The 25,211-nt window shown below is 38.6% G+C and carries 27 protein-coding genes; 3 read left to right on the plus strand and 24 right to left on the minus strand.

Annotated features, from left to right (window positions below; genetic code table 11):
- Positions 1-365 precede the first annotated feature (365 nt).
- The 9 genes from A3G9_RS0104925 to A3G9_RS0104965 all read right to left on the minus strand — a co-directional run bounded on the left by A3G9_RS0104925 (position 366) and on the right by A3G9_RS0104965 (position 9,427).
- Complete coding sequence (locus A3G9_RS0104925; RefSeq protein WP_002821402.1) at positions 366-2,600, minus strand: LTA synthase family protein; 2,235 nt, start codon at positions 2,598-2,600, stop codon at positions 366-368.
- Entirely contained in the window at positions 2,600-2,857 is a 258-nt protein-coding gene (locus A3G9_RS0104930; protein WP_002818513.1) for a YkuJ family protein, read from the minus strand. The genes A3G9_RS0104925 and A3G9_RS0104930 overlap by 1 nt, the downstream gene beginning before the upstream one ends.
- Positions 2,844-3,872 (minus strand): lysylphosphatidylglycerol synthase transmembrane domain-containing protein, encoded by a 1,029-nt coding sequence (locus tag A3G9_RS0104935; protein ID WP_002818512.1) that lies wholly within the window; start codon positions 3,870-3,872, stop codon positions 2,844-2,846. The genes A3G9_RS0104930 and A3G9_RS0104935 overlap by 14 nt, the downstream gene beginning before the upstream one ends.
- Positions 3,869-4,900, minus strand: a complete 1,032-nt coding sequence (locus A3G9_RS0104940; protein ID WP_002816498.1) for an LTA glycolipid anchor biosynthesis glycosyltransferase, IagA/BgsA family — start codon at positions 4,898-4,900, stop codon at positions 3,869-3,871. Before A3G9_RS0104940 ends, A3G9_RS0104935 begins: the two co-directional genes overlap by 4 nt.
- A gap of 13 nt (positions 4,901-4,913) precedes the next feature.
- Positions 4,914-6,209, minus strand: coding sequence for a glycosyltransferase family 4 protein (locus A3G9_RS0104945; protein WP_002818511.1), 1,296 nt, complete (start codon positions 6,207-6,209; stop codon positions 4,914-4,916).
- Positions 6,210-6,252: 43 nt separating this feature from the next.
- Positions 6,253-7,980, minus strand: a complete 1,728-nt coding sequence (gene ptsP, locus A3G9_RS0104950; RefSeq protein ID WP_002818510.1) for a phosphoenolpyruvate--protein phosphotransferase — start codon at positions 7,978-7,980, stop codon at positions 6,253-6,255.
- A 257-nt stretch (positions 7,981-8,237) separates the two neighbouring features.
- Positions 8,238-9,041 carry a Cof-type HAD-IIB family hydrolase gene (locus A3G9_RS0104955; RefSeq protein ID WP_002821403.1) on the minus strand — a complete coding sequence of 268 codons (804 nt, stop codon included), beginning with the start codon at positions 9,039-9,041 and terminating at the stop codon, positions 8,238-8,240.
- Between the two features lie 66 nt (positions 9,042-9,107).
- Positions 9,108-9,254, minus strand: a complete 147-nt coding sequence (locus A3G9_RS1000000109845) for a hypothetical protein (protein WP_189311648.1) — start codon at positions 9,252-9,254, stop codon at positions 9,108-9,110.
- Entirely contained in the window at positions 9,224-9,427 is a 204-nt protein-coding gene (locus A3G9_RS0104965) for a PTS sugar transporter subunit IIB (protein WP_002818507.1), read from the minus strand. The genes A3G9_RS1000000109845 and A3G9_RS0104965 overlap by 31 nt, the downstream gene beginning before the upstream one ends.
- 235 nt (positions 9,428-9,662) lie before the next feature.
- On the opposite strand from A3G9_RS0104965, the gene nagB reads away from it, so the two are divergent.
- The gene (gene nagB / locus A3G9_RS0104970; protein WP_002818506.1) at positions 9,663-10,373 is read left to right on the plus strand and encodes a glucosamine-6-phosphate deaminase; all 711 of its coding nucleotides are present in this window, start codon (positions 9,663-9,665) and stop codon (positions 10,371-10,373) included.
- Between the two features lie 168 nt (positions 10,374-10,541).
- Here the strand turns inward: nagB and A3G9_RS0104975 are convergent, their stop codons facing one another.
- The 3 genes from A3G9_RS0104975 to A3G9_RS0104985 form a co-directional block, all read right to left on the minus strand.
- Positions 10,542-10,805 carry a phosphocarrier protein HPr gene (locus A3G9_RS0104975; protein WP_002816503.1) on the minus strand — a complete coding sequence of 88 codons (264 nt, stop codon included), beginning with the start codon at positions 10,803-10,805 and terminating at the stop codon, positions 10,542-10,544.
- A 112-nt stretch (positions 10,806-10,917) separates the two neighbouring features.
- Complete coding sequence (locus A3G9_RS0104980; protein ID WP_002818505.1) at positions 10,918-11,106, minus strand: hypothetical protein; 189 nt, start codon at positions 11,104-11,106, stop codon at positions 10,918-10,920.
- Complete coding sequence (locus tag A3G9_RS0104985; protein WP_002818504.1) at positions 11,106-11,798, minus strand: hypothetical protein; 693 nt, start codon at positions 11,796-11,798, stop codon at positions 11,106-11,108. Before A3G9_RS0104985 ends, A3G9_RS0104980 begins: the two co-directional genes overlap by 1 nt.
- A gap of 132 nt (positions 11,799-11,930) precedes the next feature.
- On the opposite strand from A3G9_RS0104985, the gene A3G9_RS0104990 reads away from it, so the two are divergent.
- Entirely contained in the window at positions 11,931-14,111 is a 2,181-nt protein-coding gene (locus tag A3G9_RS0104990; protein ID WP_002821404.1) for an ATP-dependent Clp protease ATP-binding subunit, read from the plus strand.
- Positions 14,112-14,190: 79 nt separating this feature from the next.
- Positions 14,191-14,544 (plus strand): DUF1516 family protein, encoded by a 354-nt coding sequence (locus A3G9_RS0104995; RefSeq protein ID WP_002818500.1) that lies wholly within the window; start codon positions 14,191-14,193, stop codon positions 14,542-14,544.
- 58 nt (positions 14,545-14,602) lie between these two features.
- On the opposite strand, the gene A3G9_RS0105000 is transcribed toward A3G9_RS0104995, so the two are convergent.
- The 12 genes from A3G9_RS0105000 to rplM form a co-directional block, all read right to left on the minus strand.
- Positions 14,603-15,817 carry a phosphoglycerate kinase gene (locus A3G9_RS0105000; RefSeq protein WP_002818499.1) on the minus strand — a complete coding sequence of 405 codons (1,215 nt, stop codon included), beginning with the start codon at positions 15,815-15,817 and terminating at the stop codon, positions 14,603-14,605.
- Between the two features lie 51 nt (positions 15,818-15,868).
- On the minus strand, positions 15,869-16,186 hold the full coding sequence (locus A3G9_RS0105005) for a heavy metal-binding domain-containing protein (protein WP_002816510.1): 318 nt from the start codon (positions 16,184-16,186) through the stop codon (positions 15,869-15,871).
- A 42-nt stretch (positions 16,187-16,228) separates the two neighbouring features.
- The gene (locus tag A3G9_RS0105010; protein ID WP_002821405.1) at positions 16,229-17,545 is read right to left on the minus strand and encodes a glucose-6-phosphate isomerase; all 1,317 of its coding nucleotides are present in this window, start codon (positions 17,543-17,545) and stop codon (positions 16,229-16,231) included.
- Positions 17,546-17,558: 13 nt separating this feature from the next.
- Complete coding sequence (gene glmS, locus A3G9_RS0105015; RefSeq protein WP_002818495.1) at positions 17,559-19,364, minus strand: glutamine--fructose-6-phosphate transaminase (isomerizing); 1,806 nt, start codon at positions 19,362-19,364, stop codon at positions 17,559-17,561.
- Positions 19,365-19,473: 109 nt separating this feature from the next.
- On the minus strand, positions 19,474-19,731 hold the full coding sequence (locus tag A3G9_RS1000000110415) for an EamA family transporter (RefSeq protein ID WP_002818494.1): 258 nt from the start codon (positions 19,729-19,731) through the stop codon (positions 19,474-19,476).
- Positions 19,718-20,374: a DMT family transporter gene (locus tag A3G9_RS01000000109505; protein ID WP_018025254.1), complete on the minus strand. Its 657-nt coding sequence runs from the start codon at positions 20,372-20,374 to the stop codon at positions 19,718-19,720. Before A3G9_RS01000000109505 ends, A3G9_RS1000000110415 begins: the two co-directional genes overlap by 14 nt.
- Positions 20,374-21,465 (minus strand): ABC transporter substrate-binding protein, encoded by a 1,092-nt coding sequence (locus A3G9_RS0105025; RefSeq protein WP_002816514.1) that lies wholly within the window; start codon positions 21,463-21,465, stop codon positions 20,374-20,376. The genes A3G9_RS01000000109505 and A3G9_RS0105025 overlap by 1 nt, the downstream gene beginning before the upstream one ends.
- A complete protein-coding gene (locus A3G9_RS0105030; RefSeq protein WP_002818492.1) occupies positions 21,462-22,268 on the minus strand; it encodes an ABC transporter permease in 807 nt (268 codons plus the stop codon). Before A3G9_RS0105030 ends, A3G9_RS0105025 begins: the two co-directional genes overlap by 4 nt.
- Positions 22,268-23,086 (minus strand): ABC transporter permease, encoded by an 819-nt coding sequence (locus tag A3G9_RS0105035; protein WP_002818491.1) that lies wholly within the window; start codon positions 23,084-23,086, stop codon positions 22,268-22,270. Before A3G9_RS0105035 ends, A3G9_RS0105030 begins: the two co-directional genes overlap by 1 nt.
- The gene (locus A3G9_RS0105040) at positions 23,086-24,189 is read right to left on the minus strand and encodes an ABC transporter ATP-binding protein (RefSeq protein ID WP_032804491.1); all 1,104 of its coding nucleotides are present in this window, start codon (positions 24,187-24,189) and stop codon (positions 23,086-23,088) included. The genes A3G9_RS0105035 and A3G9_RS0105040 overlap by 1 nt, the downstream gene beginning before the upstream one ends.
- A gap of 114 nt (positions 24,190-24,303) precedes the next feature.
- On the minus strand, positions 24,304-24,696 hold the full coding sequence (gene rpsI, locus A3G9_RS0105045) for a 30S ribosomal protein S9 (RefSeq protein WP_002818490.1): 393 nt from the start codon (positions 24,694-24,696) through the stop codon (positions 24,304-24,306).
- 18 nt (positions 24,697-24,714) lie between these two features.
- Positions 24,715-25,161 carry a 50S ribosomal protein L13 gene (gene rplM, locus A3G9_RS0105050; protein ID WP_002818489.1) on the minus strand — a complete coding sequence of 149 codons (447 nt, stop codon included), beginning with the start codon at positions 25,159-25,161 and terminating at the stop codon, positions 24,715-24,717.
- Between the last annotated feature and the right edge of the window lie 50 nt (positions 25,162-25,211).

Raw genomic sequence — 25,211 nt, forward strand, 5'->3', positions numbered from 1 at the left:
CTGACTGTTTGTTTTACCAAACGTTGTTACGTAATTTATTGTTTTTGTATTACGAATTGACTTCGCAAATTAATTAATTTGTTCATATCTATTTGCATAAATATGAATCCCTACACAATTTGTTTGTCTTTGTTCTGTTCAGTTTTCAAAGTGCTGCGTCACTTCAAAAGCAACCTTTATATCGTGCCAGAGAAGCAAGCGAATGTCAAGACTTTTTCAACAATTTCTTGAGAAAAGAAATCTTTTAAGTCCGCCGCGCTCCCTGAGCTGACTTAAATATATTACAGCCATTTAAACCGAAGGTCAATAGGAAAATGAAAAAAAATATAAAAAACCCGCTGAAGATTCAGCGGGTAGGGAAAAAGTTATTTAGAAGAAGATGCACTAGATGATGAAGAACTGCTGGAAGCCGGTTCAACCGAAGCAGAAGAACTATCAGAAGACGACTTCTCCTTAGCTTTCTCTTCTTTAACTTTTTCATAGTATTTTTTTATTTTAGATTGGGACTTCAGCATAAGTTCACTGGTTTTATAGAGCGATGTCAAAGACTTGCCCTTATTTTTGGCATCCAAAGAACTTGGATTCGAAGTTAAGGCCTTCTTTAAACGAGCAAGTGTGCTGCTCGTTGTATAACTATAGTTTTTCTTAATTACGGTCTTAAAATTCGTTCGATGGTAAAAACGCAGTAAATCTCCGGTAACAACTTCATCGGAATACTTAAGCTGATCGTCGACATATTCTTGAGTCTTATCGATAAATTTTTTCATTGATTTGGAGGCGGTTTTATATTTTATCGATTTTCCAGTCTGTGTGTTCCAATACGTACCATTCATTTTGATTACGGTCGGCGTAACAAAATCTCCATTCCTGAAACTGACAATCTGGCGACGCTTAGTTGAAAGAAGGTCGCTCCCGAATTGAACAGAGTTGGTGTTCTGGACTCCCAACAGATCAAGCAAAGTTGGCAGAACATCGATTTCTCCGCCATAAGTGTGGTCTATTCCCCCTTTTAAATTACTGGCGTGAATCATAAAAGGAACTTTTTGAAATTGAGCTAGATCATAATTGGTGATTTTTTTCTTTTTTAATAATTGAGCAATCGCTGCTTCGTGATTTTCCGAAATTCCATAATGATCCCCATAAACATAAATTACACTGTTGTCATAAAGGCCACTGGCCTTAAGCCAAGCGATAAATTCGCCAAAAGCTGAATCCAAATAATGAGCAGTCTGGACATAATGGTCAACGGTCTTATCGCCTGTCGTTGTAGCCGGAAATTGGCTAGATATCTCCTTATTAGTCTCGTAGGGGTAATGGTTGGTAACAGTTATAACTTTTGCGTAGAAAGGTTGCGGCAATTCAGCGATATATTTCGATGCATCTTTCAAGAAAATTTTATCCAGCATTCCGTAACCGACATTGTAAGTCGACTTAGAAGCATTCGAATAAAAATTCTTACTGAAAAAATAATCATAACCCCATGATTTATATGTATTATCACGATTCCAAAAAGACGGTACATCCCCGTGGAATGCTGCTGTCGTATATCCTAATTGATTTAAGATCGCTGGAGCCGACTGGAAAGTATTGCTTGTCCCATATTCAACCATCGCCGAACCAGAGGACAAACCAAATAGAGAGTTATCCAACATCATCTCGGCATCAGAAGTTTTCCCTTGGCCTACTTGATTATAAAAATTATCGAAAGACAAGGTATGCGAATCGTGATAGAACTTATTAAGATTCGGCGTGACTTCTTTTCCATCGACTTTATAATCTATTAAAAACTGCTGAAAAGATTCCAAATGGAAAACAAAGACATTTTTCCCTTTATCGACGCCATAATATTTCACATTTACCGGCGCACGATTAGAATTGATCCACTTTAGAATCGGCTTCAATTCAGCTGCACTGGCTTTTTTTCGGCTAACAGCCTGGTTACGGGTCTGTACAGCATTAAAAGCCGCATATTCATTCAATCCTAAATATTTAACAATATAGTTAGTATCAAAAGAACGAGTCAACAAACCTGAACGATTGGAATTTGCCAGACCAAAAACAACAAAAATAAGTACAAAACCGAGTGTTGAAGTCAAAACAGCATATCTTCTTTGCAAGCCTTTTTTATCAGAGGTAATTTGCCGGAAAAGAAGAAGAAGGATTAGAACAATAATATCCAAAAAAACAAGAAAATCGCTCAAACGAATGATACCGGCAATCGATTTTCCTAGATTTTCGCTAACTGAAGAACCGGAAGACATAATTGAAAAAGACAAAAAATCACTGAATTCGCGGTAATAAAGCATATTGGCAAATAACCACAAAGTCTGAATGAGATTCATCAAAATCATCAGCCAATAGGCCAAATAACCGCGAAAATATAAAGCAATACTCAAAAATAAAATCGCCGTTGGCAAAGGATTAAGAACGGAAATCAAAACCTGCATCATTCCTTTAATGCCAAGATTAAAATTAATGTAATATTCTATAACCGTTTTCAATTCAATAAAAAACAGGTTGATCAAAAAAAACGCGACGATTGGTCGAACCTGGTGGTTACTTAAAAAATTCTTTATTTGTTCAAATTTATGTCTAATCATTAAAAAGTCAACTTCAAATCACGGAGAATTTCGTAGATATCAATAGCAACTAAATCGATATTATCAAATTTAAAAACATGATTATCTCGAAACTCCTTAATAGTAAAAATATTCGTTCGACGATCAAAACTCACTCTAGCTAGATTTAACCCATAAAGATCAAAATTTCGAACTTGCACTTCTTGTCCGCTCTGATCCTTAACCATTGCTTCAAGACGGTTAATAATTGGAGTAATTTCCGATTCAGTTTTCGACATGATCTTTTTCATCAAGCTGATTCGGTATTACATTATACGCTATCAAACCAGTGAAGATGCCAAAATAATAAGTTATTATTCGCCAAACCAGCATTGCAAAAATGGTGACTGTATGGTTTGGCAGGAAACTGGAAAAAAGTAGCGAGAAGCCTATTTCCGCGCCACCAGTGCCACCAGGAACGGGAAAAATAGAAATTGCCAAAGTCAGGATAACGTTTAAAACAACAATGAACATCGGATCGGCATTATCGGCTCCAACGGCTAGGAGAATAAAGTAGGGAATCAAATAATAGACGAAGAGCTGTATTAAAGTAACAAGCGAAACCTTAATCAATTTTTTCGGATCGTTCGCCAACTTTTTGGAAACATCATGAAACTCGATAATTTTTTGGTTAAGTTTCCTATCAATTCCATCAACTTGCTGATCGGTCAGAAACCAGTGAAATGGTATCAAAACAATATTTGCAATTTTCTCCGTAATTGGCGGAAAAAACATAATAAATATGAGAACCAGCAAAACAAGTGCGTGAATAACGATGCCAAAGACAACCAGACTTGTCATTGCCAACATATGATTAGCAACATACTGGTATCCAAACAACAAGCAGATAAAAAATGCTATCACAATCATCGATTGATAAATAACGAATTTCATCAAGGAGACTGAGCTGCCCTCCCCAAGAGAAACACCAGCCTGGCGCAGACCAAGAATTTGCATCGGCTGCCCGCCAACCGAAAAAGGAGTAATTCCATTGCCAAACTGTTCCATAAAAGGAGTTCGTAAAATTCCCCAAAAACTGACTTTAGTTGGTTCCAAAAGAATTTTTAAGATCCAAGCCATTGAAAGATAATAAAAAATAATCAATACAAAAGCGACCAGAAGCCAACCGTAATTAGTTTGAGAAATTTGTTCTCTAAACTCCCTAATATTCACTTTATGGAAACTATAAATAAAAGCCAAAGCGCCGATAAAAAGCGTAAAAAACATCCAAAAAACCCGTTGTTTAGTATTCATCTACTCTCCTGACTTGGCAAAGACAAAGCTTCTTCATAAGCTTTTTTTAATTGCGGCCCAATCAACGAAACATCCCGCTTTAAAGCAACTTCGTGCCCTGCTTTTGATACATTCTTAACTTTCCCAGCCAAAATTTCGTTTAAGCGTTTATCAAATTCATCCAGATTAGACGCTTTATAACAATCAAATCCATCATGAAGCCAGTCGTTATAAACAGGAATATCGCGAACGAGGACCTTTTGTGAGCTGGCCAAAGCCTCAAGAACAACAATCCCTTCGGTTTCTTCATAGCTGGGATATAAAAACAGGTCGGCGCCGGAATAAGCTCCCTGCAAAACATCTCCAGTAATATATCCAGCAAAAACACAATTATCAGGATGGTCTTTTTTTACGGTTTCCCTGATTTTTTTTGGAATAATCCGTAAATCGGTATAACCAAACCATACAAAAAGATGCTCGGGATTTCTCCTTGCCAATTCAACAAAATCCATAATCCCTTTTCTTTGAAAATAAAGGCCAACAGAAATAATTATTTTTCTTTTATCATTTTCCTTTAAATTCAAAAACTGACGGAACTTAATAATTTTAGACTTGTTTCGACGATAAGAGGAAACCCGTACGCCATTCGATATTGGAACAATCGGCTGTTTTAATCCATAAGACCGTAATAGAGATTTAGCATAAGGCGTTGGCGTAATAATTAAATCAGCCTGCCGATAAGCTTTAATCAGATGCTTTTTAAAGGGTTTGGAAAGAAAATTCGATCCAATAAAAGAATTGCGAAAATCTTCATAAGTCGAATGAGCGTGATAAACAACCTTTCGATTCTGTAAACGAGCCTTGGCCACCATTGCCAAGGATTTAGGCCCATAAGTGTTAACGTCAATCAGGTCGTAATCTTTAGAAAAAGGGCTAGTGTCAAGAACTATATCCGTATAAGAGAGTTCCTCCTGCTGCAAACGTTGAGCGTGTCCAATCCCGGAACGACTGATTAAACCCGGGTTTTCAAAATACTGCAATACTTTCATTCAATTTATTCTACTATTTATTATCACGTGCTTCCTTTTTAACTTTCAAAATCTTTCGTTTTGCGACTTTCGGCAGAGGCAAACGACCTAATAATTGACGGGCATAGCCAATTTCCTCATCAGTTGGTTCGTCAGAAGACTTGGAGCCATTCGGATCAAAGCTATTAATAATTTGTTGATAGAATTTTAAAACGTCGGCTCCAAATTTTTCAGCACTAATCTCTTTTAAAACCCTATCACGTTCAGGATTTTCCTTTTTAAAACTTGGATCAGAAAGATAGTTTTCAATCGCTTCAGTCATCTCTGCATTGTCATGGACAATTGTGCCAATAAATTTGGATTTCGTAATTTGGGTTAAATAAGGATTCGACATTGCGACAAAAGGACGATTGGCATTAACTGCCTCGATAAAGGTTAAGCCTTGTGATTCGGAAGTCGAAGGACTGGCAAAAACATCGGCCATCCGGTAATAGGAATAGACATCGGCATGGTCGACCATGCCGACAAACTTGACGTGTTTGTTCAGGCCAAGAGCCTTAGCATGGTCTTCCAACTCTTCTCTTGCCGGACCATCCCCGGCAATAACGAGAATTGCATTGTGAAAATCGTTAATAATATAAGACATCACATTAATAAGCTCTTCGATATTCTTTTCAAAAGCGACTCTGCCCAGTGACAAAATAACCGGTTGTCTTGGCCTTATTTTTAAGGTTTTTCTTAATTCAGCTGAATTATCAGGCATATTTTTTGAAAAACTGACACCGGTCGGAATTATCGGCATCGGGGCATCCACTCCATAACCGCGTAAAGTATCATAAACTCTTTGGCTCGGGGCAATCACTCCATTAACCGACTTCAAATAAGCGCGGACAATTACTTCAACACCACCTGCTTTGATTAATCTCCCGTTCATTACATAATGCGTATAATCTTGGTACATCGTGTGATATGTGTGCACAATCGGAATCTTCAGCTGGCGGGCAATTATTTTCCCCATCAATCCAAGACTGAATTCTGTCTGAGTATGAATAATATCGAGACGTAAGGTTCGTGCAATTTCGATCGCCTCAAAAAAACCACGAAAAGTAATCCGGCGGTCCTTAAACCCTGTATATGGAATCGAAGAAAAACGATAAATATTTTTTTCTGATCCATGCCCATAATGCGAACGTTTTACTTTTGGATCGGTTGTCGTAAAAATATAAACGTTGTGACCCAAGTTTTCCAATTGTTGGGCCAAAATTTGCGTGCTTGTGCTGACACCGGATATTTGTGGAAAATAGGTGTCGGTAAAAAGTCCAATATTCATGCTTTTATTATACTTTTAAGTAAAAAAAAAGACCCGTAGGCCCTCATTTAATTGAATTTTTGACTAAATCGATTACTTCTTGATTCGTGTCTTTATCCAAACTCTCTATTGCTAATTTTTTCATGTCCGAGAATTTTAAGTGTTTTATCAGCGAACGAGTCGGCAAAACCGATGAAGCCGACATCGAAAACTCGTCAAGGCCCAATCCCACCAGGACAGGTACGGCAACTGGATCTCCTGCCATTTCTCCACACATCGCGACAACTTTATTTTCTTTATGTGCAGCATCGATAACATTATGAACCAATCGCAAAATTGCCGGATTATATGGCTGATATAAATAAGAAACACTATCGTTCCCTCGATCAGCTGCCATCGTATATTGAATCAAATCATTAGTACCGATTGAAAAGAAATCAACCTCTTTGGCGAATTTATCAGCTAAAACAGCCGAGGCAGGAATTTCAACCATGATTCCAAGCTTTATATCGTCAGCAATCTTAGTGCCCTTAGAAAGCAATTTATCTTTTTCTTCTTCATAGATTTTCTTCGCTTGACGGAACTCAGGCAAAGTAGCGATCATAGGAAACATAATCCATAAATTCCCGTAAACCGAGGCGCGTAAAAGTGCCCTAAGTTGTGTACGGAAGATATCATCCTGTTTTAGAGAAATACGAATCGCACGATAGCCCAAAAACGGGTTATCTTCCTTCGGCAATTTCCAATAACTCAACTGTTTATCACCGCCAATATCCATCGTACGGATCGTAACTGGTTTTCCATCTACTGCCTGCAATGCGGCCTTATAAGCAGAAAATTGCTCATCTTCAGTTGGAAGATGATCTGAATCAATAAACAAAAATTCTGTCCGGAATAAACCAATTCCCTCTGCCCCACTTTCAATCACTGAATCCAAGTCTTTCGGAGAACCAATATTCGCGTTGATATCAAAGTGCTTACCATCGGCCGATTCAGTCGTTTGATTTTTAAGCTTGGCTTGTTCGCGTTTCCGAGCAAAGTATTCACCAACTTTACGAGCATATACGACTTCTTCTTCTTCGTTCGGATCGATTAAGACCTGGCCGGCTCCGCCGTCAACGATTATGTTTACGTGATTCTTGATTTCACTGATTGCATTCCCAATACCAACAACTGCCGGAATTTCCAAAGAACGAGCCATGATCGAAGCATGAGCTGTTCGTCCACCGATATCAGTAACAATTCCCTTAACAAAAGTCGGATCGAGCTGTGCGGTATCGGACGGGGTCAAATCATGAGCAACGATAATTACCTCTTCATCGATTAAAGCCGGATTTGGCAAATCAATTCCCAACAAATGGCTGGTAACTCGTTTTGCAATATCACGAATATCGGCTGCACGTTCCTGCATATAAGCGTTATCAGTCATCGTTTCGAAAGTCGCTATATAATTATCGGTCACATTTTTAAGTGCTGATTCGGCATTAATTTGTTTGTGCTCAATCTGTGCTTTAATTCCTGAAACCAATTCCGGATCGGAAAGAATCGTAATATGTGCCTGAAAAACTTCTGCTTCTTCTTTGCCAAGATTTTTTTCGGCTTTGGCTTCGATTTTCTTCAAATCGTCTTTAGAAGCGGAAAGTGCTTTGTCTAAACGACTCTCCTCTGCAGCAACATCTTTGATTTTTTCGTTATAAGGAAAAGCTAAACTTGGGTCAACCAATAAATAACTTTTAGCGATCCCAACACCATCCGATGCCGCAATTCCAGTTAATTTCTTCGTTTCAGCCATTGTATACCCCACTTGAATTTATTGATAATGAAAATTTCGACCCTTGTTTATAAAAACAAGTAACCAAAAAAATCGTTTTCAATAATCTTCGGCTTTTTAAGTCAATTAAGATTCAAATACCTAAATGCCGTCGTATCTATCATAGACTTTGAAACTGTTTTCAACAATTCCTTAGGATATTTTATCCAAAATTCAGATCAAAAGTGAACAAAGTACAAAAGAATTCCATCAGCAACAATTAACTCCGACCCACGATTCTATAGATCGAAATATTTCACCAGGTAAGCAGCCACGCCATCTTCGGTATTAAGTTTTGTCACAGCTTGGGCTGCCTCCTTAACCTCTTTGATCGCATTTCCCATTGCAACACCAATACCCGCCGATTTAATCATTGGCAAATCATTTTCCTCGTCGCCAAAAGCCATGACGTTATCAAATGTCCAACCAAAATGTTTGATTAATTGGCCAAGACCGAAACTTTTATTGACCCCCTTAGGCAAAAATTCCAACAGATTGGGCCGACTTTTAACGATTGTAAAAGTTGGGTAATCAGCGGCTTTTTCTTGAATTTTGGCAACTTGCTCAGGATCTGTTTGACTAATAAATTTGTAATAATGCTCATCGGCAGGTAAATCATGAAAACTAAGATCGGTAAAATCCATTAATTTACCTATAAAAGATTGATAACCGGATTTTCTTATATCGATAATTGAATAAGCACGGTCAATTGCGACACCATCCAATGGGAAACGCATCTGGTTGGCCAAATCGTTAATTGGTGCAATATCTTCTTTCGTTAAAAATTTGCTGAAAATAATTTTCTTACTCAAATTATTTTGAATGACGCCGCCATTAAAGTTAATTGAATAATCTTCCGGCTGCTTTAATTCCAATTGATCTATAAAAGGTAGAATCCCTTTAATGGGACGGCCGGTTGTTAAAACAACTTTTAGTCCTTTATTATGTAAAAGCTTCAATACTTCCCGATTGCGACTGCTTATTTCACTATTAGCATTCAACAAAGTGTTGTCTAAATCCAATGCGATTAATTTTATTTCCAATTCCTACCTCCATTTTTTTGATAAAACAAAAGACCGTTCGCCAACCAAAACGGTCTAATTTTATATTCACTTATCCAATGCTTCGACTTGCTTTAAAACTCTTCCGGCATCCATCATTCCATAGGCAACCATATCGATTAAACCGACGGGAATTTTATTGTCGTAGGCTTTTTGGTACTTGTTTACCAAATAACGTACCTGTGGTGCAACCAAAATAACCCTTGGCTCGCTTTTAGAAGCTTTATCAAGTCCAACTGAATCAGCAGCGCACCTTCGACCGAATATGGAAGCTTGTTCATTTCAGCGTAGTCATCCATTTTTTTGGCCAGCAACGAAATAGACATTCCAGCTGCATCAACAAGTAGAACATTTTTCTTTTCTACCATGATTATCTCCCCATTTAAATTATATAACGATTAAAAGGACAAAAATAACCATAAATATTTTTTGGTCTACCCTGTTGTTTCAAAGATTGGCAGCCAAAATTGCCGATATTTTTAGTTTTACAAAATTTATTCCAATATGGTTAAAAAACCACAAAAAAACTATACCAATTTATATACCAATTTAATATTGTTCTTGACTTTTTAAAAAGATATACTTTTATTGAGGACATAAAATATGAAACTTGAAATTATTAATTCGCAAATCGAAGCTGGCCAAAAGGGCCTCCAGATTTTTAAACAAGCAATTCAACAAGGAGCACAAGTATTTGGTTTGGCAACCGGTTCTACGCCGATATCGATTTATGATGCAATCACACAATCGGATTTGGACTTCACAAAATTCATATCAATTAATCTTGACGAGTACAAAGGTCTTGCTAATAACCATCCGGAAAGTTACCACTACTTCATGAACAAATACTTTTTCTCAAAAAAGCCCTTCGCTCATTCTTACATGCCTAATGGCTTAGCTGATGATTTAAAAAGCGAAACCAAACATTATGATCAAATAATCGAAGAAAATCCGATCGACCTGCAAATTCTTGGTATTGGTCGCAACGGCCATATTGGATTCAACGAGCCGGGAACATCTTTTAATTCCCAAACACACATCGTCAATTTAACAGATAATACGATTCAAGCGAATTCGCGTTTCTTCGACTCGATTGATCAAGTACCAAAACAAGCAGTTTCAATGGGAATTGCCTCAATTATGAAAAGCAAAGAAATTTTAATTGCCGCTTACGGGAAAGAAAAGGCACAAGCAGTTAAAGAATTTATCGAAGGACCAGTCACCGAAGATGTGCCAGCTTCTATTTTGCAAAAACATCCAAAAGTCACGGTTATTCTCGATCAGGCTGCTGCTGCTCTTTTAAGCAAAAAATAAATAAAGTAAAAATAAATAAAGTCATTTTTCGCCTCGTAATTGAAAAGACCAATTATGAGGTGTTTTTAATTCAACTACCAAAAATCAACAATTTTTTAAAAAATATTTTAAAACAAGCAAATTTTTGTATAAAAAAACAACGCTGAACGTTGCTAAAATATTACAAGATTAAACTAGAGACTCGCTCTTAAGCGTACCTTCAACACCGTCAAGGGCTGCTTGTGCGTCGCCACCGTCGGCAACGATCTCGATCTTAGCACCTTTACCCGCGCCAAGACTCATTACACCCATAATCGACTTTAGATTGACTTCTTTGCCATCATACTTCAAAGTCAACTTTGAATCGAACTCTGAGGCTTTTTGAACAAGCATCGTCGCAGGACGAGCGTGTAAGCCAGAGTCAGCAGTAATCGTAAATTCTTTAGAAACCATAATTCCTCCATAACCTCTAATCTAATTTTATCAATAAACTTATATTACACAAGCGCTTACACGAAAAGCTTTCTAAACAAATTTTAGATTAAAGCTTCAAAACGCTCACTAATTATTCTACCTTTTCTTTTCGACGATAAATGATTTTTCCGCCTTTTTGTGCAAAACCTTTGATACTGGATTGAAAACTAAAATCGCTCCATGCCTTGTAGAAATCAGGAAAAGTTTCGCTCGTCACTTCGAATTGGTCAATTTCTCCGTTTCTTAATGCTTCTAGTTGTTCTTTAAAATCTTTATCCATTAGTTGCTATATCCATTCTCCTTTGCATAGGTAACTATATTTTCCTGCAATTTTCCAGCAGCAACAATCATCTCTCTAATTTTCAGATCAGAAATGGCGTCCGTATTAACACCCGCATCTTGAAGATTTTTACGACCCTGATCAACAACCTCTTGAGGAATGCTGGATGTTGTCTGATAAATTTTAGTCCATTCGCTGGCAATCGAACTGCTGGATTTGGCTGCCTCGCTGGAAGATGCCGATGCCGAATCAGCTTGTCCGGCAGTTTCAGTCTCTTCAGAGCTTTCCTTGGCAGCTTGATTCTTCTGCTCTTCGATTGCTTGACGTGCCTTTTCAATCGAGTCATTAGCACGTGACAATAGTATGTTGTAGCCATTTTTATATGATTGAATTTTTTTAAATGCGGTAATTGCGTCAGAATAATTTTTGACTTTCAAAAACTTCGACGCTTCCTGAAAACTGGAAATTTGGTTAATTTTACTTTCGATTGCTCCTTGGTTTATAACAAAGTCCAATGAATTTGTTAACGTTTTTTTTGCCTGCTTATATTTGTTTTCTTCAACCTGTTTTTTTGCAAGCGTTTTCAATTGTTGATATTTATCCGAACTATCTCTTTCTATATGCCAGGCATAAAATCCTACCCCAATAAGAAGCAAGAGGAAAATCCCAAGAAATAGTAAAAACTTTTTCATCTTATAAGAATTATAACTGAATCTTCCAGAGAAGGCCCAACAGGACGATTTGAGAATCTCTGACCATTATTGACTATTAATAAGAATGGTGTATAATTTTCTGCAAAGGTCAATAAAGGTCAAACATTGCTAATGACTCCAATGTTTGAAATTTTTCTTTATTTGACGGAGGAAAAAATGGCTGATTATAATGACGATCCCTTCGTTTTTGGTAATTTTAATGTTGATGATATTTTTCGTCAATTGAACGGCCAAATGGCAAATATGCAACAAGCAAATAACGGTTCAGCTCAGGCTCGTCCGGGAAACACCGGCGGAAATAATAATAAAAAGAAAAATGGTTTGCTCGAGCAGTTCGGCATAAACATCACGGAACAAGCACGTAAAGGCAAATTAGACCCGGTTATTGGACGCGGAAAAGAAGTTGAGCGTGTAATTGAGATTCTCAACAGACGGACAAAAAATAATCCTGTCTTGATTGGCGAACCCGGTGTTGGAAAAACGGCTGTTGTCGAAGGGCTGGCACAAGCAATCGTCGCAAAGAAAGTTCCCGATAAATTAATGAATAAGGAAGTTATCCGTTTGGATATGGTTTCCTTAGTTCAAGGGACCAGTATGCGAGGACAATTTGAAGCTAGAATGCAGCAACTAATGAAAGAAGTTGAATCACGCGACGAAGTTATCCTGTTTATTGATGAAATTCACGAAATCATGGGAGCAGGAAATGCCGAAGGCGGAATGGATGCCGGAAATATTTTAAAACCGGCCCTCGCCCGTGGCGAATTTCAGTTGATTGGCGCGACTACTTTAAAAGAATATCGAAATATTGAAAAAGACGGAGCCGTTTCTCGACGTTTTCAAGAAGTAATGGTTGAAGAACCGTCGAGAATCGAAGCAGTCGAGATTCTCAAAGGTCTCCGTCCGAAATATGAAGACTTCCACCATGTAAAGTACCCCGATGATGTATTGGAAACAGCGGTCGATCTATCAGATCGCTACATTCCAGAGCGCTTTTTGCCCGACAAAGCAATTGATTTGATCGATGAAGCGGGTTCAAGGAAAAATCTTCATCTGGAATTCGTAAGTTCTGAAGAAATTCAGCAAAAAATCAATAATGCTGAAGCAATGAAACAACAAGCAATTGAAAAAGAAGACTATGAAAAAGCCAGTTACTGGCGCGATCAGGTAGATAATCTTCAGAAGCAAAAAAAAATTGCCGAAGAAAATCCAGAAAATGTGGCTAATGCAGCAACGGTCACTGTTTCGGATATTGCCAAAATTATTGAAGAAAAGACGAAAATTCCTGTCGGCGATTTGAAGAAAAACGAGGCCTCTCAGTTAAAAGATTTGGATACTCACTTACGTGCACACGTAATTGGCCAAAACGAAGCTGTTGAACGTGTTTCCCGTGCTGTTCGTCGCAATCGGATCGGATTAACAAAGTCCGGTCGTCCAATCGGTTCTTTCCTGTTTGTCGGACCAACCGGGGTCGGAAAAACCGAAACAGCCAAACAACTTTCTAAAGAAATGTTTGGTTCTGAAGAATCCATGATTCGCTTTGATATGTCTGAATATATGGAACCACAAAGCATTTCAAAATTGATCGGTGCTCCTGCTGGATACGTCGGCTATGAAGAAGCTGGTCAATTAACCGAGCAGGTTCGTCGCCACCCATATTCACTGATTTTGCTTGATGAAATCGAGAAGGCACATCGTGATGTTATGAATATGTTCCTGCAAATTCTCGATGATGGCCGTTTAACTGATTCACAGGGCCATGTAGTTAGTTTCAAAGATACAATTGTAATCGCGACCTCCAATGCTGGAAGTGGAGATGTTGGAAATAATCCGGTTGGTTTTGCGGCTGAAACAGCCGAAGATTCGGCTGAACATCGCTTGGTTGAAAAGTTGAAGAACTACTTCAAACCAGAATTTTTGAACCGTTTTGATGCAATTGTCGAGTTTAAAGAACTTGGTAAGAGTGAATTGAGCAAAATCACCGATCTGATGCTTAATCAAATGAACTCAATGCTGGCTGATAATAATTTGCATGTCGATGTTGATAAAGCAGCCAAAGATAAACTGGTTGAATTAGGATTTAATCCGGAAATGGGCGCTCGACCACTGCGTCGTGTCGTTCAGGAACAAATTGAAGACAAGGTTGCTGATTTCTATCTTGACAATCCAAATGCTCATCAACTCAGAGCGACTCTTAATAGAGATGGCAAGATAGTATTAGTTCCGAAAAAGATAAACGCACCTGCCAAGACAGTCCCGTCTGACGTTCCTGCCACGAATCAAAAAGATAACTAAATGTTTTAAAAACACTGGCTTTAGATTAAAAAGTCAGTGTTTTTTATTTAGCTGTCCGGTGCGTTAAAATAAAGGCATCATGCAGATTATTATTGCTATCCACGTAATGTCGGTTATCGCAATTGCAGTCTCAGCAACAGCTGCTTTGATTTTGCAACCCGAAAAAGATAAAAATCTTGTTTTAACTACAAGAATTATTTATCTTCCACTTTTTGTCAGCGGACTATTGTTGGCTCTTAAAACAGCTCACAGCCAACCAATCTTAACAATTCTCAAAATAGCGGTCGCTTTAGCCTTCGTTGCTCTTCTAGAAATAAGTTTTGCCCATAAAATTAAAAAGACACCCACGAAAATCGTCTTGGCAATCTTAGCAATTCTTTTCTTTCTTGCTGCTCTACTGGGCATTATGTTAATTACTAACGAAAATTCCTAATCAAATTGAAAATGTGCATAAAAAAAGCTCGGTAAATTCCGGGCTTTTTTTATTTACTTCACTTATCAGAAATAGCAGCAATGCCAGGAAGAGTTTTACCTTCCAGATATTCAAGACTAGCTCCACCACCTGTAGAAATGTGAGTAAATTGATCAGCAATTCCAAGTTGAGAAACTGCGGCAGTTGAATCACCACCACCAACAATTGTTGCCGCTCCTTCAGAAGTTAGGGATCCAATAAACTTTCCTAATTCCAAAGTTCCGTTAGCGAAATTACTCATTTCAAAGACACCCATCGGACCGTTCCAAACAACTGTCTTGGCCCCTTTTAGGGTATTTTTGAATTTCTCGATCGTTTTTGGTCCAATATCAAGACCCATCCAACCATCAGGAATACCGTTTTCAAAAACCTTTGTTGGAACATCGTTTGCAAAGCTTTCAGCTGCAACCGAATCCTCAGGCAAAACGAGCTTGTCACCTGCTTCTTTCATAATTTCTTTGGCCAAAGAGACTTTATCGGCTTCAAACAAAGAATTACCAATCTTCACGCCCTTGGCGTTGGAAAAAGTGTAACTCATCCCACCACCAACAATAACTTTGTCGGCTTTTGACAACAAATTTTTGATAACTTCGATTTTATCAGAAACTTTGGCGCCTCCTAAGACAGCCACGAATGGACGCTTTGGATTATTAACAGCCTCATCCAAATACTTGATTTCTTTTTCCATTAGAAATCCAGCAGCAGTTTTCGAAACATTCGAGGCAATGCCAACATTCGACGCATGGGAACGATGTGCTGTTCCAAAAGCATCGTTGACAAACAAATCATCCCCCAAATCAGCCCAATATTTACCTAATTCAGGGTCGTTGCCGGATTCGCGTTTAACGTACTCGCCATTGGCGTCGACGTCCTCATAGCGTGTATTTTCAACCATTAATACCTGGCCGTCTTTTAATTTGTCGATAGCATCTTCGAGCTCTTTCCCCTCGGTTTTTCCAGGGAAAACAACTTCTTGATTAAGCAAATCGCTCAGATGCTTGGCCACCGGGGCCAAACTCAAGCCTGGCTTGTCCTCAGCCTTCTTAATACGACCGAGATGGCTAAAAAGAATAGCCTTTCCACCCTGTTCAAGAACATATTTAATCGTTGGCAAAGCAGCAACAACACGGTTGTCATTGCCAATAACGCCATCCTTAATCGGTACGTTGAAATCAACCCGCATCAAAACTTTTTTGCCTTTTAAGTCAAGGTCTTTTACAGTTAATTTTGTCATTTAGCCTCCTAACAAATTTCCAATATACTTCTACTATTATAGTGTAAAAACTCACAATTCAGAAACTTTTACAGCTGTTCCATAAGCGACAACACTCATTATTCCATTAGCTTCGTTAGAATCAAAACGCATCATAGTAACTGCGTTGGCGCCAATTTTATCAGCATTGTTTTTCAAACGTTCAATCGCTTCTAAACGAGCCTGGTCTTGCAATTGAGTCCATGTAACGACTTCTCCGCCAACAAGCGTTTTTAATCCGGCACCAAAGGTTCGGACAAGATTTCGGCTTCGTGTCGTCAAACCGAAAACTTCCCCAAAAGTTTTATCGATCCTATATCCAGCGATATTTTCAGTTGTACAAACAATCATAAATCCCCCTAATTTAAAAACCGGTTTTAACCGGTTTTTAAATTAATCTGTATAACCTGGTTTGCCAAGAATTTTAAACATATTTGTTTTATAAATTTCAACACCGGGCTGATCAAATGGATTAATACCATCCAAGTAACCGGAAACCGCAACAGCAGCCTCAAAGAAATAAATTAGGTTACCCAAATTAAATTCATCGAGATCATCCAACTGCAAAAGAATGTTTGGAACGCCAGCCGAAGTGTGGGCTTGTGCAGTAGCTGTAAGTGCGGCTTCATTGACCTCTTTCATCGGCTTATTTAAAATATAGTCAAGATTATCAGTATTATCATCAGCTGATGGAACAACGCGATCGCTAATCGGCTTGGTAATATCCAAAATCGTTTCGAATAGAATTTTCTTACCATCTTGAATGTACTGGCCGATAGAATGCAAATCAGTCGAGAAAATCGCTGAGGTTGGATAAATGCCCTTATTGTCTTTTCCTTCAGACTCAGCCATCAATTGTTTCCACCATTCAAATAAGAACCTGAACTGTGGTTCATAACCAACAATCGTCTCGACATCAAAACCTTTTCGGTACAAAATGTTTCGATAGATTGCATAAAGAATCGATGGTTTGTTTAGAATATCTTCGTCTTTGGCAAATTCTTCCTGGGCTGCCTTGGCGCCATCCATCAACTTCTGAATGTTGATTCCAGCAACGGCAATTGGTAAAAGACCAACAGCGCTTAATACTGAGTATCTTCCACCTATACCATCAGGAACAACGAAACGCTCATAGCCATTTTCTTTTGCAACGTTCAAAAGGGCACCTTTATGAGCATCAGTTGTCGCGAAAATTCGTTTGCTGGCTTCTTCCTTGCCATACTTTTTTTCAATTAAGCTCTTAAAAGTACGGAAAGCAATCGCAGGCTCGGTTGTGGTTCCCGATTTGGAAATAATATTAATCGAAAAATCACGGTTGCCAATCAAATCGATTACATCATCAACATAGCGACCAGAAGCGGAAGTACCAACGAAATATACTTCAGGAAGACCTTCTTTATTTGCCTTTTCGTTATGGAATTCGGACTTTAAGAACTCAATTACTGCTCGAGCGCCGAGATAAGAACCGCCAATTCCAATCACGACCAAGACTTTAGAATCAGACTTAATTTCATCAGCGACCTTTAAAATCCGAGCAAACTCTTCTTTATCGTAGTCGCTTGGCAAAGTCAGCCAATCCTCCATCTCATTACCAACGCCAGTACGGGCAAGCAATGTGTCACGGACAAAACCGGCCGTTGGTTTTAGCAATTCAACCTCGGAATCGGCAACAAAATCTTTTAAGTAATCTTTTTTGAAAGTAACCTTCATGTTTTCAATATCCTCACTGTACAGTTACGGATTTTGCTAAGTTACGCGGATGATCAACATCCAAGTTCCGACCCAAAGAAGTATAATAAGCCAAAAGTTGAATTGGAATAGCTTCCAAGATCGGACCAAACATCTCCATTTCGCCTGTTAACGCAGGCAAAATAATATCATCATCCTTAGTGGCGAGATTCTTCGTAACAATCGTGACTGCTTTGGCTCCACGAGCCATTGTCTCTTCGAGATTGGAACGAGTCAATCCGGCCATTTTAGATTGCGATATTAAACCAATTACAGGAGTCGCTTGTTCAATCAGAGAAATTGTTCCGTGTTTTAATTCTCCGGCCGCAAAACCCTCAACTAAAGTATAGGATATTTCTTTAAGTTTTAGTGCAGCTTCTAAAGTAGAATCAGCATCGGCGCCTCGACCGATATAAAAAGTACGATTGGCATTGACCAAATATTTATCGGCAATCTGCTTAATTTTTTCTTTACCATCGATTTCCGCTTGAAGATCAATCGCAAGCCGGCTTAGTTCTTCTTGCAATTCCGAGTGTCCACCGGCAATGGCGGCGGCCAAAATGACTTGTGTCATAATCTGCGCTGTATATGCTTTAGTTGAAGCAACAGCGATTTCCGGACCAGCCAATATTGGTAAAGCAAAATCCGATTCGCGCGTTAATGTTGAATTCATTACATTGGAAATCGTCAAACTTGGATATGATTCTTTTTGAACAAAATCAAGTACCTGAATACTATCAGCTGTTTCACCAGACTGACTAATAAAAATAAAAAAGGGTTTTTTTGAAATAATTGGCCGATCGTAGGCAAATTCGGAAGCGATATGAGTTTCGGTCGGAATCCCAGCCCACTTTTCAAAGAAACGTCGACCGATTAAACCGGCATGATAGCTGGTACCGGCAGCAACAATATAAAGGCGGTCGGATTGCTTAATTGCTTGAATAATTTTTTCATTGATATGAGGAAGGCCGTTAACAAAATAATGTTCAATCAGTGTTCGAGTGACAATCGCCTGCTCATCAATCTCTTTTAACATAAAGAAGGGATATGCTCCCTTATCGGCAGCGGTTGGATCAATGTCCAAATGAAAAGGCTGACGAGTATAGTTATTACCTTCTGCATCATATAACTGCACATCATTTTTAGACACAACGGCGATCTCGCCATCACGTAATTCTATAAAATCTTTTGTCAGGTCCAAAGCAGCCGGAGCATCGGATGCAACAACATTACCAGTTTCAGAAATCCCAATTAATAGAGGACTTTTAGTCTTAGCAGTATAAAGTAAATCGGGTTGTTTTGTATCCATCAACAAAAAGGCATATGAAGAATTATCATCAAGGAGATTAATCATTTTCCGAAAAGCTGCAAGTGTATCCAAGCCTTGACTGGCAAATTTACCAACTAACTGAACGGCAACCTCGGTGTCTGTTTGGGATTTAAACTCAACATCAGATAGGTAATCAGCTTTTAGCTGCTTATAATTTTCAATCACGCCATTATGAACTAAATAATAACGTCCATCGGCACTAACATGGGGATGAGCGTTTTCAATACTTGGCTGCCCATGGGTCGCCCAACGTGTATGCGCAATTCCTGATTTACCCTGCATATCATATTCTTTGACCTTTTTTTCAAGATCCTTAACCCGACCTTTTTCTTTTACAAGTACATCACGATTGTCATCTGTATGTACATAAACGCCAGCCGAATCATAACCACGATATTCCAATTTTTCTAGGCCATTCAACAGAAATGGCAGGGCGTTATTAACACCAGTATATCCAACGATTCCACACATATATATCTACTCCTAAATATAAATTGGTCTAAATACCGACTTCTAGGATAACTAAAAAAAACGCTGAAAACAGCATTGTTGTCGCTTAAAGGAACATTGGTATAGGCCATTAACCAATTTTTCTTGTTTTCAGGGATTGAAGAACAATCATCAATATGACCAATCCAGCTCCTAGATAATCAATCAATTCCATCGGAACCGATAAAAGCAAAACACTTAAAATCATCGCAGTCATCGGTTCGACAGCCGATAGTAAACTCATTGTCGTTGGCCCTATCAAGTGAAGACTTAAAAACCACATTGCAGTTCCAAAAGCGGTGCTGATAATCGTAAAGAAGATCAGTAAAAACCAATTACTTAGTGACATCGTTGGCAACGCGATAAAAAGGACGATAAAAATTGAAAGCAATTCCCGATACAAAAAGGGAAATAGCCGTGACTGGAAGAGGACCGTATTCGCCTATCAGTCCAATCGGATAAATTGTGCCAAAAGCATAAACTGCAGCGGCAAGCAGACCCCAAAAAAGTCCGGCCGGAGAAATTTCCAAATGATTAAAAGATCCGTGAGTAACAAGAAGAAAAGTTCCTAAAAGTGCCACAAAAACCGAAATAACATCAATTCGTTGTGGGACTCTCTTTTGCAGAAAAACATAAAAAATAATTACAAAAACAGGATTTAAAGAAGTCAAAATCGTTGCCAATGCAGCGTTGGATTTAGCAATCGCGATAATGTAAGTATATTGGGATAGAAAGTCACCAAAAATAATGAAAATAATCATTTGAAAATAGACCTGTTTATTGGCCAATAATCGAAAAAGATTTTTCCTATCAGTTAAAAATACGTACAAAATAAGTGCCGTCCCGGCAAAGAGCAAACGCACCGAAAGCAGCCAATTAACATTTATATCAACAACTTTGAGCAAGTATTGAGTAACAACACCGTTGGTTCCCCACAGAAAAGGACCCAAAACACCATAAAATAGACCAAGTTTTTTATTTTTTTCCATCATTAACGGCTTGTCATCTTAAATTCAAGGAACAGATCGTTATAAATCTGAGTCCATTTTTGGCCGAGATCAGAATAGACGTGAAGATTTTTTAGTGTTTTATTGCTTGGATAGAATTGTTGATCACCAGTAACCGATTTTGGCAGGATTTTGATTGCGCCTTTATTTGGAGTGGAATATTCAACATATTCAGCATTTTGAGCCGCATTTTTAGGTTCGGACATAAAGTTCAAAAATTTATAGATCGCTTTAAAATGTTTGGCGGTCTTTGGAATCGCCAAATTGTCAAACCAAATATTGGAACCTTCTTTTGGAATTACGTAATGAAGATGCTTATTCTCCGCAATCATCTCGGAAGCCTCACCAGACCAGGTTATCCCAATTGGCGCCTCCTCCTGGACCATGTACATGACAATCTCATCGTCTAAAATTGCTTTGACATTTGGCATCAAAGCATCTAGCTTTGCTTTAGCCGCCTGCACATCTGCCGGTCTTTTATCATTAACCGACTTTCCCATCGAAATTAAAGAGAAGGCAAAATCATCACGAGCCGAATCAACCAAAAGAATCTTGTCGCGAAATTTACTTGACCAGAGTTGATCCCAGCTTTCAACTTCCGACCTTTTAACAAATTTGTCATTATAAACAATTCCAAGCGTCCCCCAAAAATACGGAATCGAATATTTATTCCCCGGATCAAAAGACTTGTTTAAAAAACGCTTGTCGTAATATTTAAAGCCTTTGAACTTCTTACGATTAATTGGTAAAAGCATTTTTTCTCGACGCATTTTTTCAACCATGTAGTCCGATGGAACGACAATGTCGTAAGAAGTTCCGCCCTGCTTTACTTTGGCATACATATCTTCGTTGGAATCAAAAGTTTCATAATTAATCCGATAACCGGTTTCTTTTGTGAATTTAGTTAATAAACTGGGATCAATATAATCTCCCCAATTATAAATGTTAAGCACTTTGGAGCCACTTCCAGATGTGCCGGCGGCTGCATTTTCTTTTGCAACCAAATAGCGTTGAATAGCGAATAAACCGACAATAACCAGACTGATGGCAAATAGAGCCGATAAAAGTTTTTTCATTTTGTCGCCTCCAGACCGGGTGTCCGTTTTCTATTACCGTTACGGGAAATAAAATAGTAAATAAAGACAAGAATCAAACTAACAATAAACATAATGGCTGAAAGTGCATTAATTTCCAGGCTAATGCCTTGGCGGGCCCTGGAATATATTTCAACCGATAAGGTAGAAAACCCATTGCCGGTAACAAAGAAAGTAACCGCAAAATCATCCAGTGAATAGGTTAGAGCCATAAAAAAACCAGCCATAATTCCTGAAGAAATATAAGGCAGAGTAACCTTATTTAAAACCTGCCAAAAATTCGCTCCAAGATCTTCAGCAGCCTCTGTAAGGGTAACTGGCATTTCCTGCAGTCTTGGCAAAACCATTAAAACAACAATTGGAATACTAAAAGCGATATGGCTTAATAGGACAGACAAAAAACCCAAAGAAAGGCCTATAGCAGTGAAAAAAATCAGAAAACTGGCCCCGATAATAACATCCGGACTGACTAAAAGAATCGAATTAAAATTAAGTAAAATATTTTTTGTTAATTGGCTTTTGGCAAAATTAATCCAAAGTGCGCCAAAGGTTCCAATAATCGTTGCTAAAACTGACGATAAAAAAGCAATAATCAACGTATCGACAACGATCTCGATCATTCTTGTATCTGCCCAAAGCTGGCAATAATGAATCAAGGAAAATCCCTTCCAGCCATGCATGTATTTACCCGAATTAAAGGAATAAGTAATTAAATAGAAAATAGGAACGTAAAGTACGATAAAGACAAGCCATAAATAGAGGTTACCGATTTTGTTTTTCTTCATTATTTGCCTCCCCTACGTAAAACCGATTTCTTCCGTTCGCGGGTGATAACCATTGTTGCAACCATCGCAATAATCAAAATGACTCCAATCGTAGAACCCATGTGCCAATTTTGAGTAGTCAGGAAAAGTTCCTCAATTGCCGTCCCCAAGGTGATAACCCGATTTCCACCGATTAAACGCGTGATCATGAAGAGGCTCAAAGAAGGAATAAAAACGGATTGAACTCCAGACTTGACCCCGGGCATCGATAAAGGAATAATCAAACGCCAAAGTGTTTGCCAGGAATTTGCGCCAAGGTCCCGGCTTGCTTGAACTAAATCTCGATCAATTTCGTTTAAAGCATTAAAAATCGGCAATATCATAAAGGGAATTTCAATGTAGCTGGAAACGAGTACGAAACTTGAATCTGTGAAAAGCAACTGCTGAGGACTAATGCCGAATAAGCCAATAAAAGAATTCGCCGTACCATCACGAGACAATAAACCGATAAAGGCATATGTTTTCAGTAACAAATTGATCCAGGTTGGCAATATTACCAAAAGCAACCAAAACTGGCGATTCTTCAACTGGGACAGAAGATAGGCCGTTGGATAAGAAATGACAAGTGTAATCAAAGTAATCAAAAAAGCGTAAAAGATCGAGTTAAAAGTCATTCGAAGATATGTTCCGGAAGAAAAATAAGAAACAAAATTATTCAAGGTCAACTGTCCACTTTCACTGGTTAAAGATTGAAAAAGCAGCAAGGCAATTGGAACTACAACAAATAAAGCCAGCCAAAGAACATAAAGGACTGCGAAAAACAGTTTCCCCTTCTTCATCAGTCTTCACCCTCGTAAGATTCCAGACGAGCATCAAAATCCTCTTCAGACTCGTTTAATCTCATAATATGTATATCCTCCGGGTCAAATTTCAAGCCCCTACGCTGACCGATTTTGGCTGGATTAGTTGCCTGGACAGCCCATTCATTACCAGCATCGTCAATTGCTGTAATTTCATAAGAATCACCCCGAAATGACTGATCCTCAATCGTAACCTGTAATTTACCCCGACTCGGCACAACGATATCCAAATCTTCCGGACGAATAACTACCTCGACACGTTCATTAGTACGCATTCCTGCATCGACGTTTTTAAAATCCTTACCAGCGAAGCTGACGAGATAATCTTCTTTCATTACACCAGGCACAATATTTGCCTCGCCGATAAAATTGGCAACAAAATGGTTGATCGGCTCATCGTAAATATCGACCGGAGAACCGGACTGTTCAACCTTTCCATCATTAATTACAAAAATCCAGTCGGACATTGCCAAGGCTTCTTCTTGATCATGAGTAACAAAAATAAAGGTGATTCCCAGACGTTGCTGCAATTCACGCAACTCAGACTGCATTTCCTTGCGTAATTTATAATCAAGAGCCGAGAGCGGCTCATCCAACAATAAAACCTTCGGCTGATTGGCCAAAGCGCGGGCAATCGCTACACGTTGTTGTTGGCCTCCGGAAATTTCAGAAATTTCCCGATCGGAAAAATCGTCAAGTTTCACAAGTTTCAGCATCGATTTGACTAATTGATCGATCTTTTTTTTTGAAAATCCCTTAATAGAAGGACCAAAAGCCACATTATCGTAAACATTCATATTGGGAAACAAAGCGTAATTTTGAAAAACAGTATTGACCTTCCGTTGATTTGAAGGCAAACTGTTAACATTTTTACCTTCAATTAAAATATCACCTCCGGTAGGCTGTAATCTCCCAGAAATCAAGCTTAAAATAGTCGATTTTCCAGATCCAGAAGGGCCAAGCAAAGTGTAAAACTTCCCCTCTTCAATCTCCAAATCAACTTTTTTAAGCACTTTAGTCTCACCGTAATCCAAACTTACGTTTTTAAATTCAATCAATGGTTGTACTGTTTCTTCAGTCATTAATCCAATCCCCATTCAAATAAATCGCATGATTACAAGTATAAAGAATTATCCAACAGTTGTCATTTTTAGGCACAAAAAAACTCGGTAACAACCGAGCTCTTATTCCTAAGATTAACGCTTACTGAATTGAGAAGCACGACGAGCTTTTTTCAAACCCGGCTTCTTACGTTCAACCATACGAGAATCACGAGTCAACAGGCCTGCCGATTTTAAGGCTGGGCGAAAATCAGGATCAACTTGGAGCAAAGCCCGAGCGATACCATGACGAGTTGCGCCAGCTTGACCAGCAAAGCCGCCACCAACAACATTTACATTTACATCATAAGTTCCGTCTGTCGATGTAACTGCAAAAGGTTGAATAACGACGGCCCGAAGATTGGCTGCCGGAATATATTCTTCAAAAGAACGATTGTTAATTGTAATTTTTCCGCTTCCGGGTGTTAAACGAACACGAGCGACTGAAACCTTACGACGACCCGTTCCTGCATATTGAGTATTTGCCATTATTTATCAGTTCCTTTCTTAGAGTAAATCCTTGATATTTAATACCTGTGGTTTTTGAGCACTTTGCCCAACTTCCTCGCCACTAGCATAAACATGTAATTTTAATCCTTGAGCACGACCCAAAGTATTTTTTGGAAGCATACCTTGAACTGATAACTCAATCAACTTCTTAGGGTTCTTCTCACGAAGGGTTCCGGCTTTACGAGCCTTCAAGCCACCTGGATAACCAGAATGGTGATAATAGGTTTTGTCAGTCGCCTTTTTGCCAGTCAATTGAACTTTATCGGCGTTTATAACGATAACAAAGTCGCCAGTATCAACAGACGGTGTAAAAGTTGGTTTATTCTTTCCGCGCAAAACGGTAGCGACAACGCTACTTAAACGACCTAAAGGCACGTCGGTAGCATCAACGATATACCAATTGCGTTGAATTTCATGTGGTTTTGCTAAAAATGTACTACGCATAATTTTTTATCCTCTTCACTACATCCGTACCAGGGCATGGAGTAAATAAG

This window comes from Oenococcus oeni DSM 20252 = AWRIB129 (assembly GCF_000372485.1).
Lineage (GTDB): Bacteria > Bacillota > Bacilli > Lactobacillales > Lactobacillaceae > Oenococcus > Oenococcus oeni.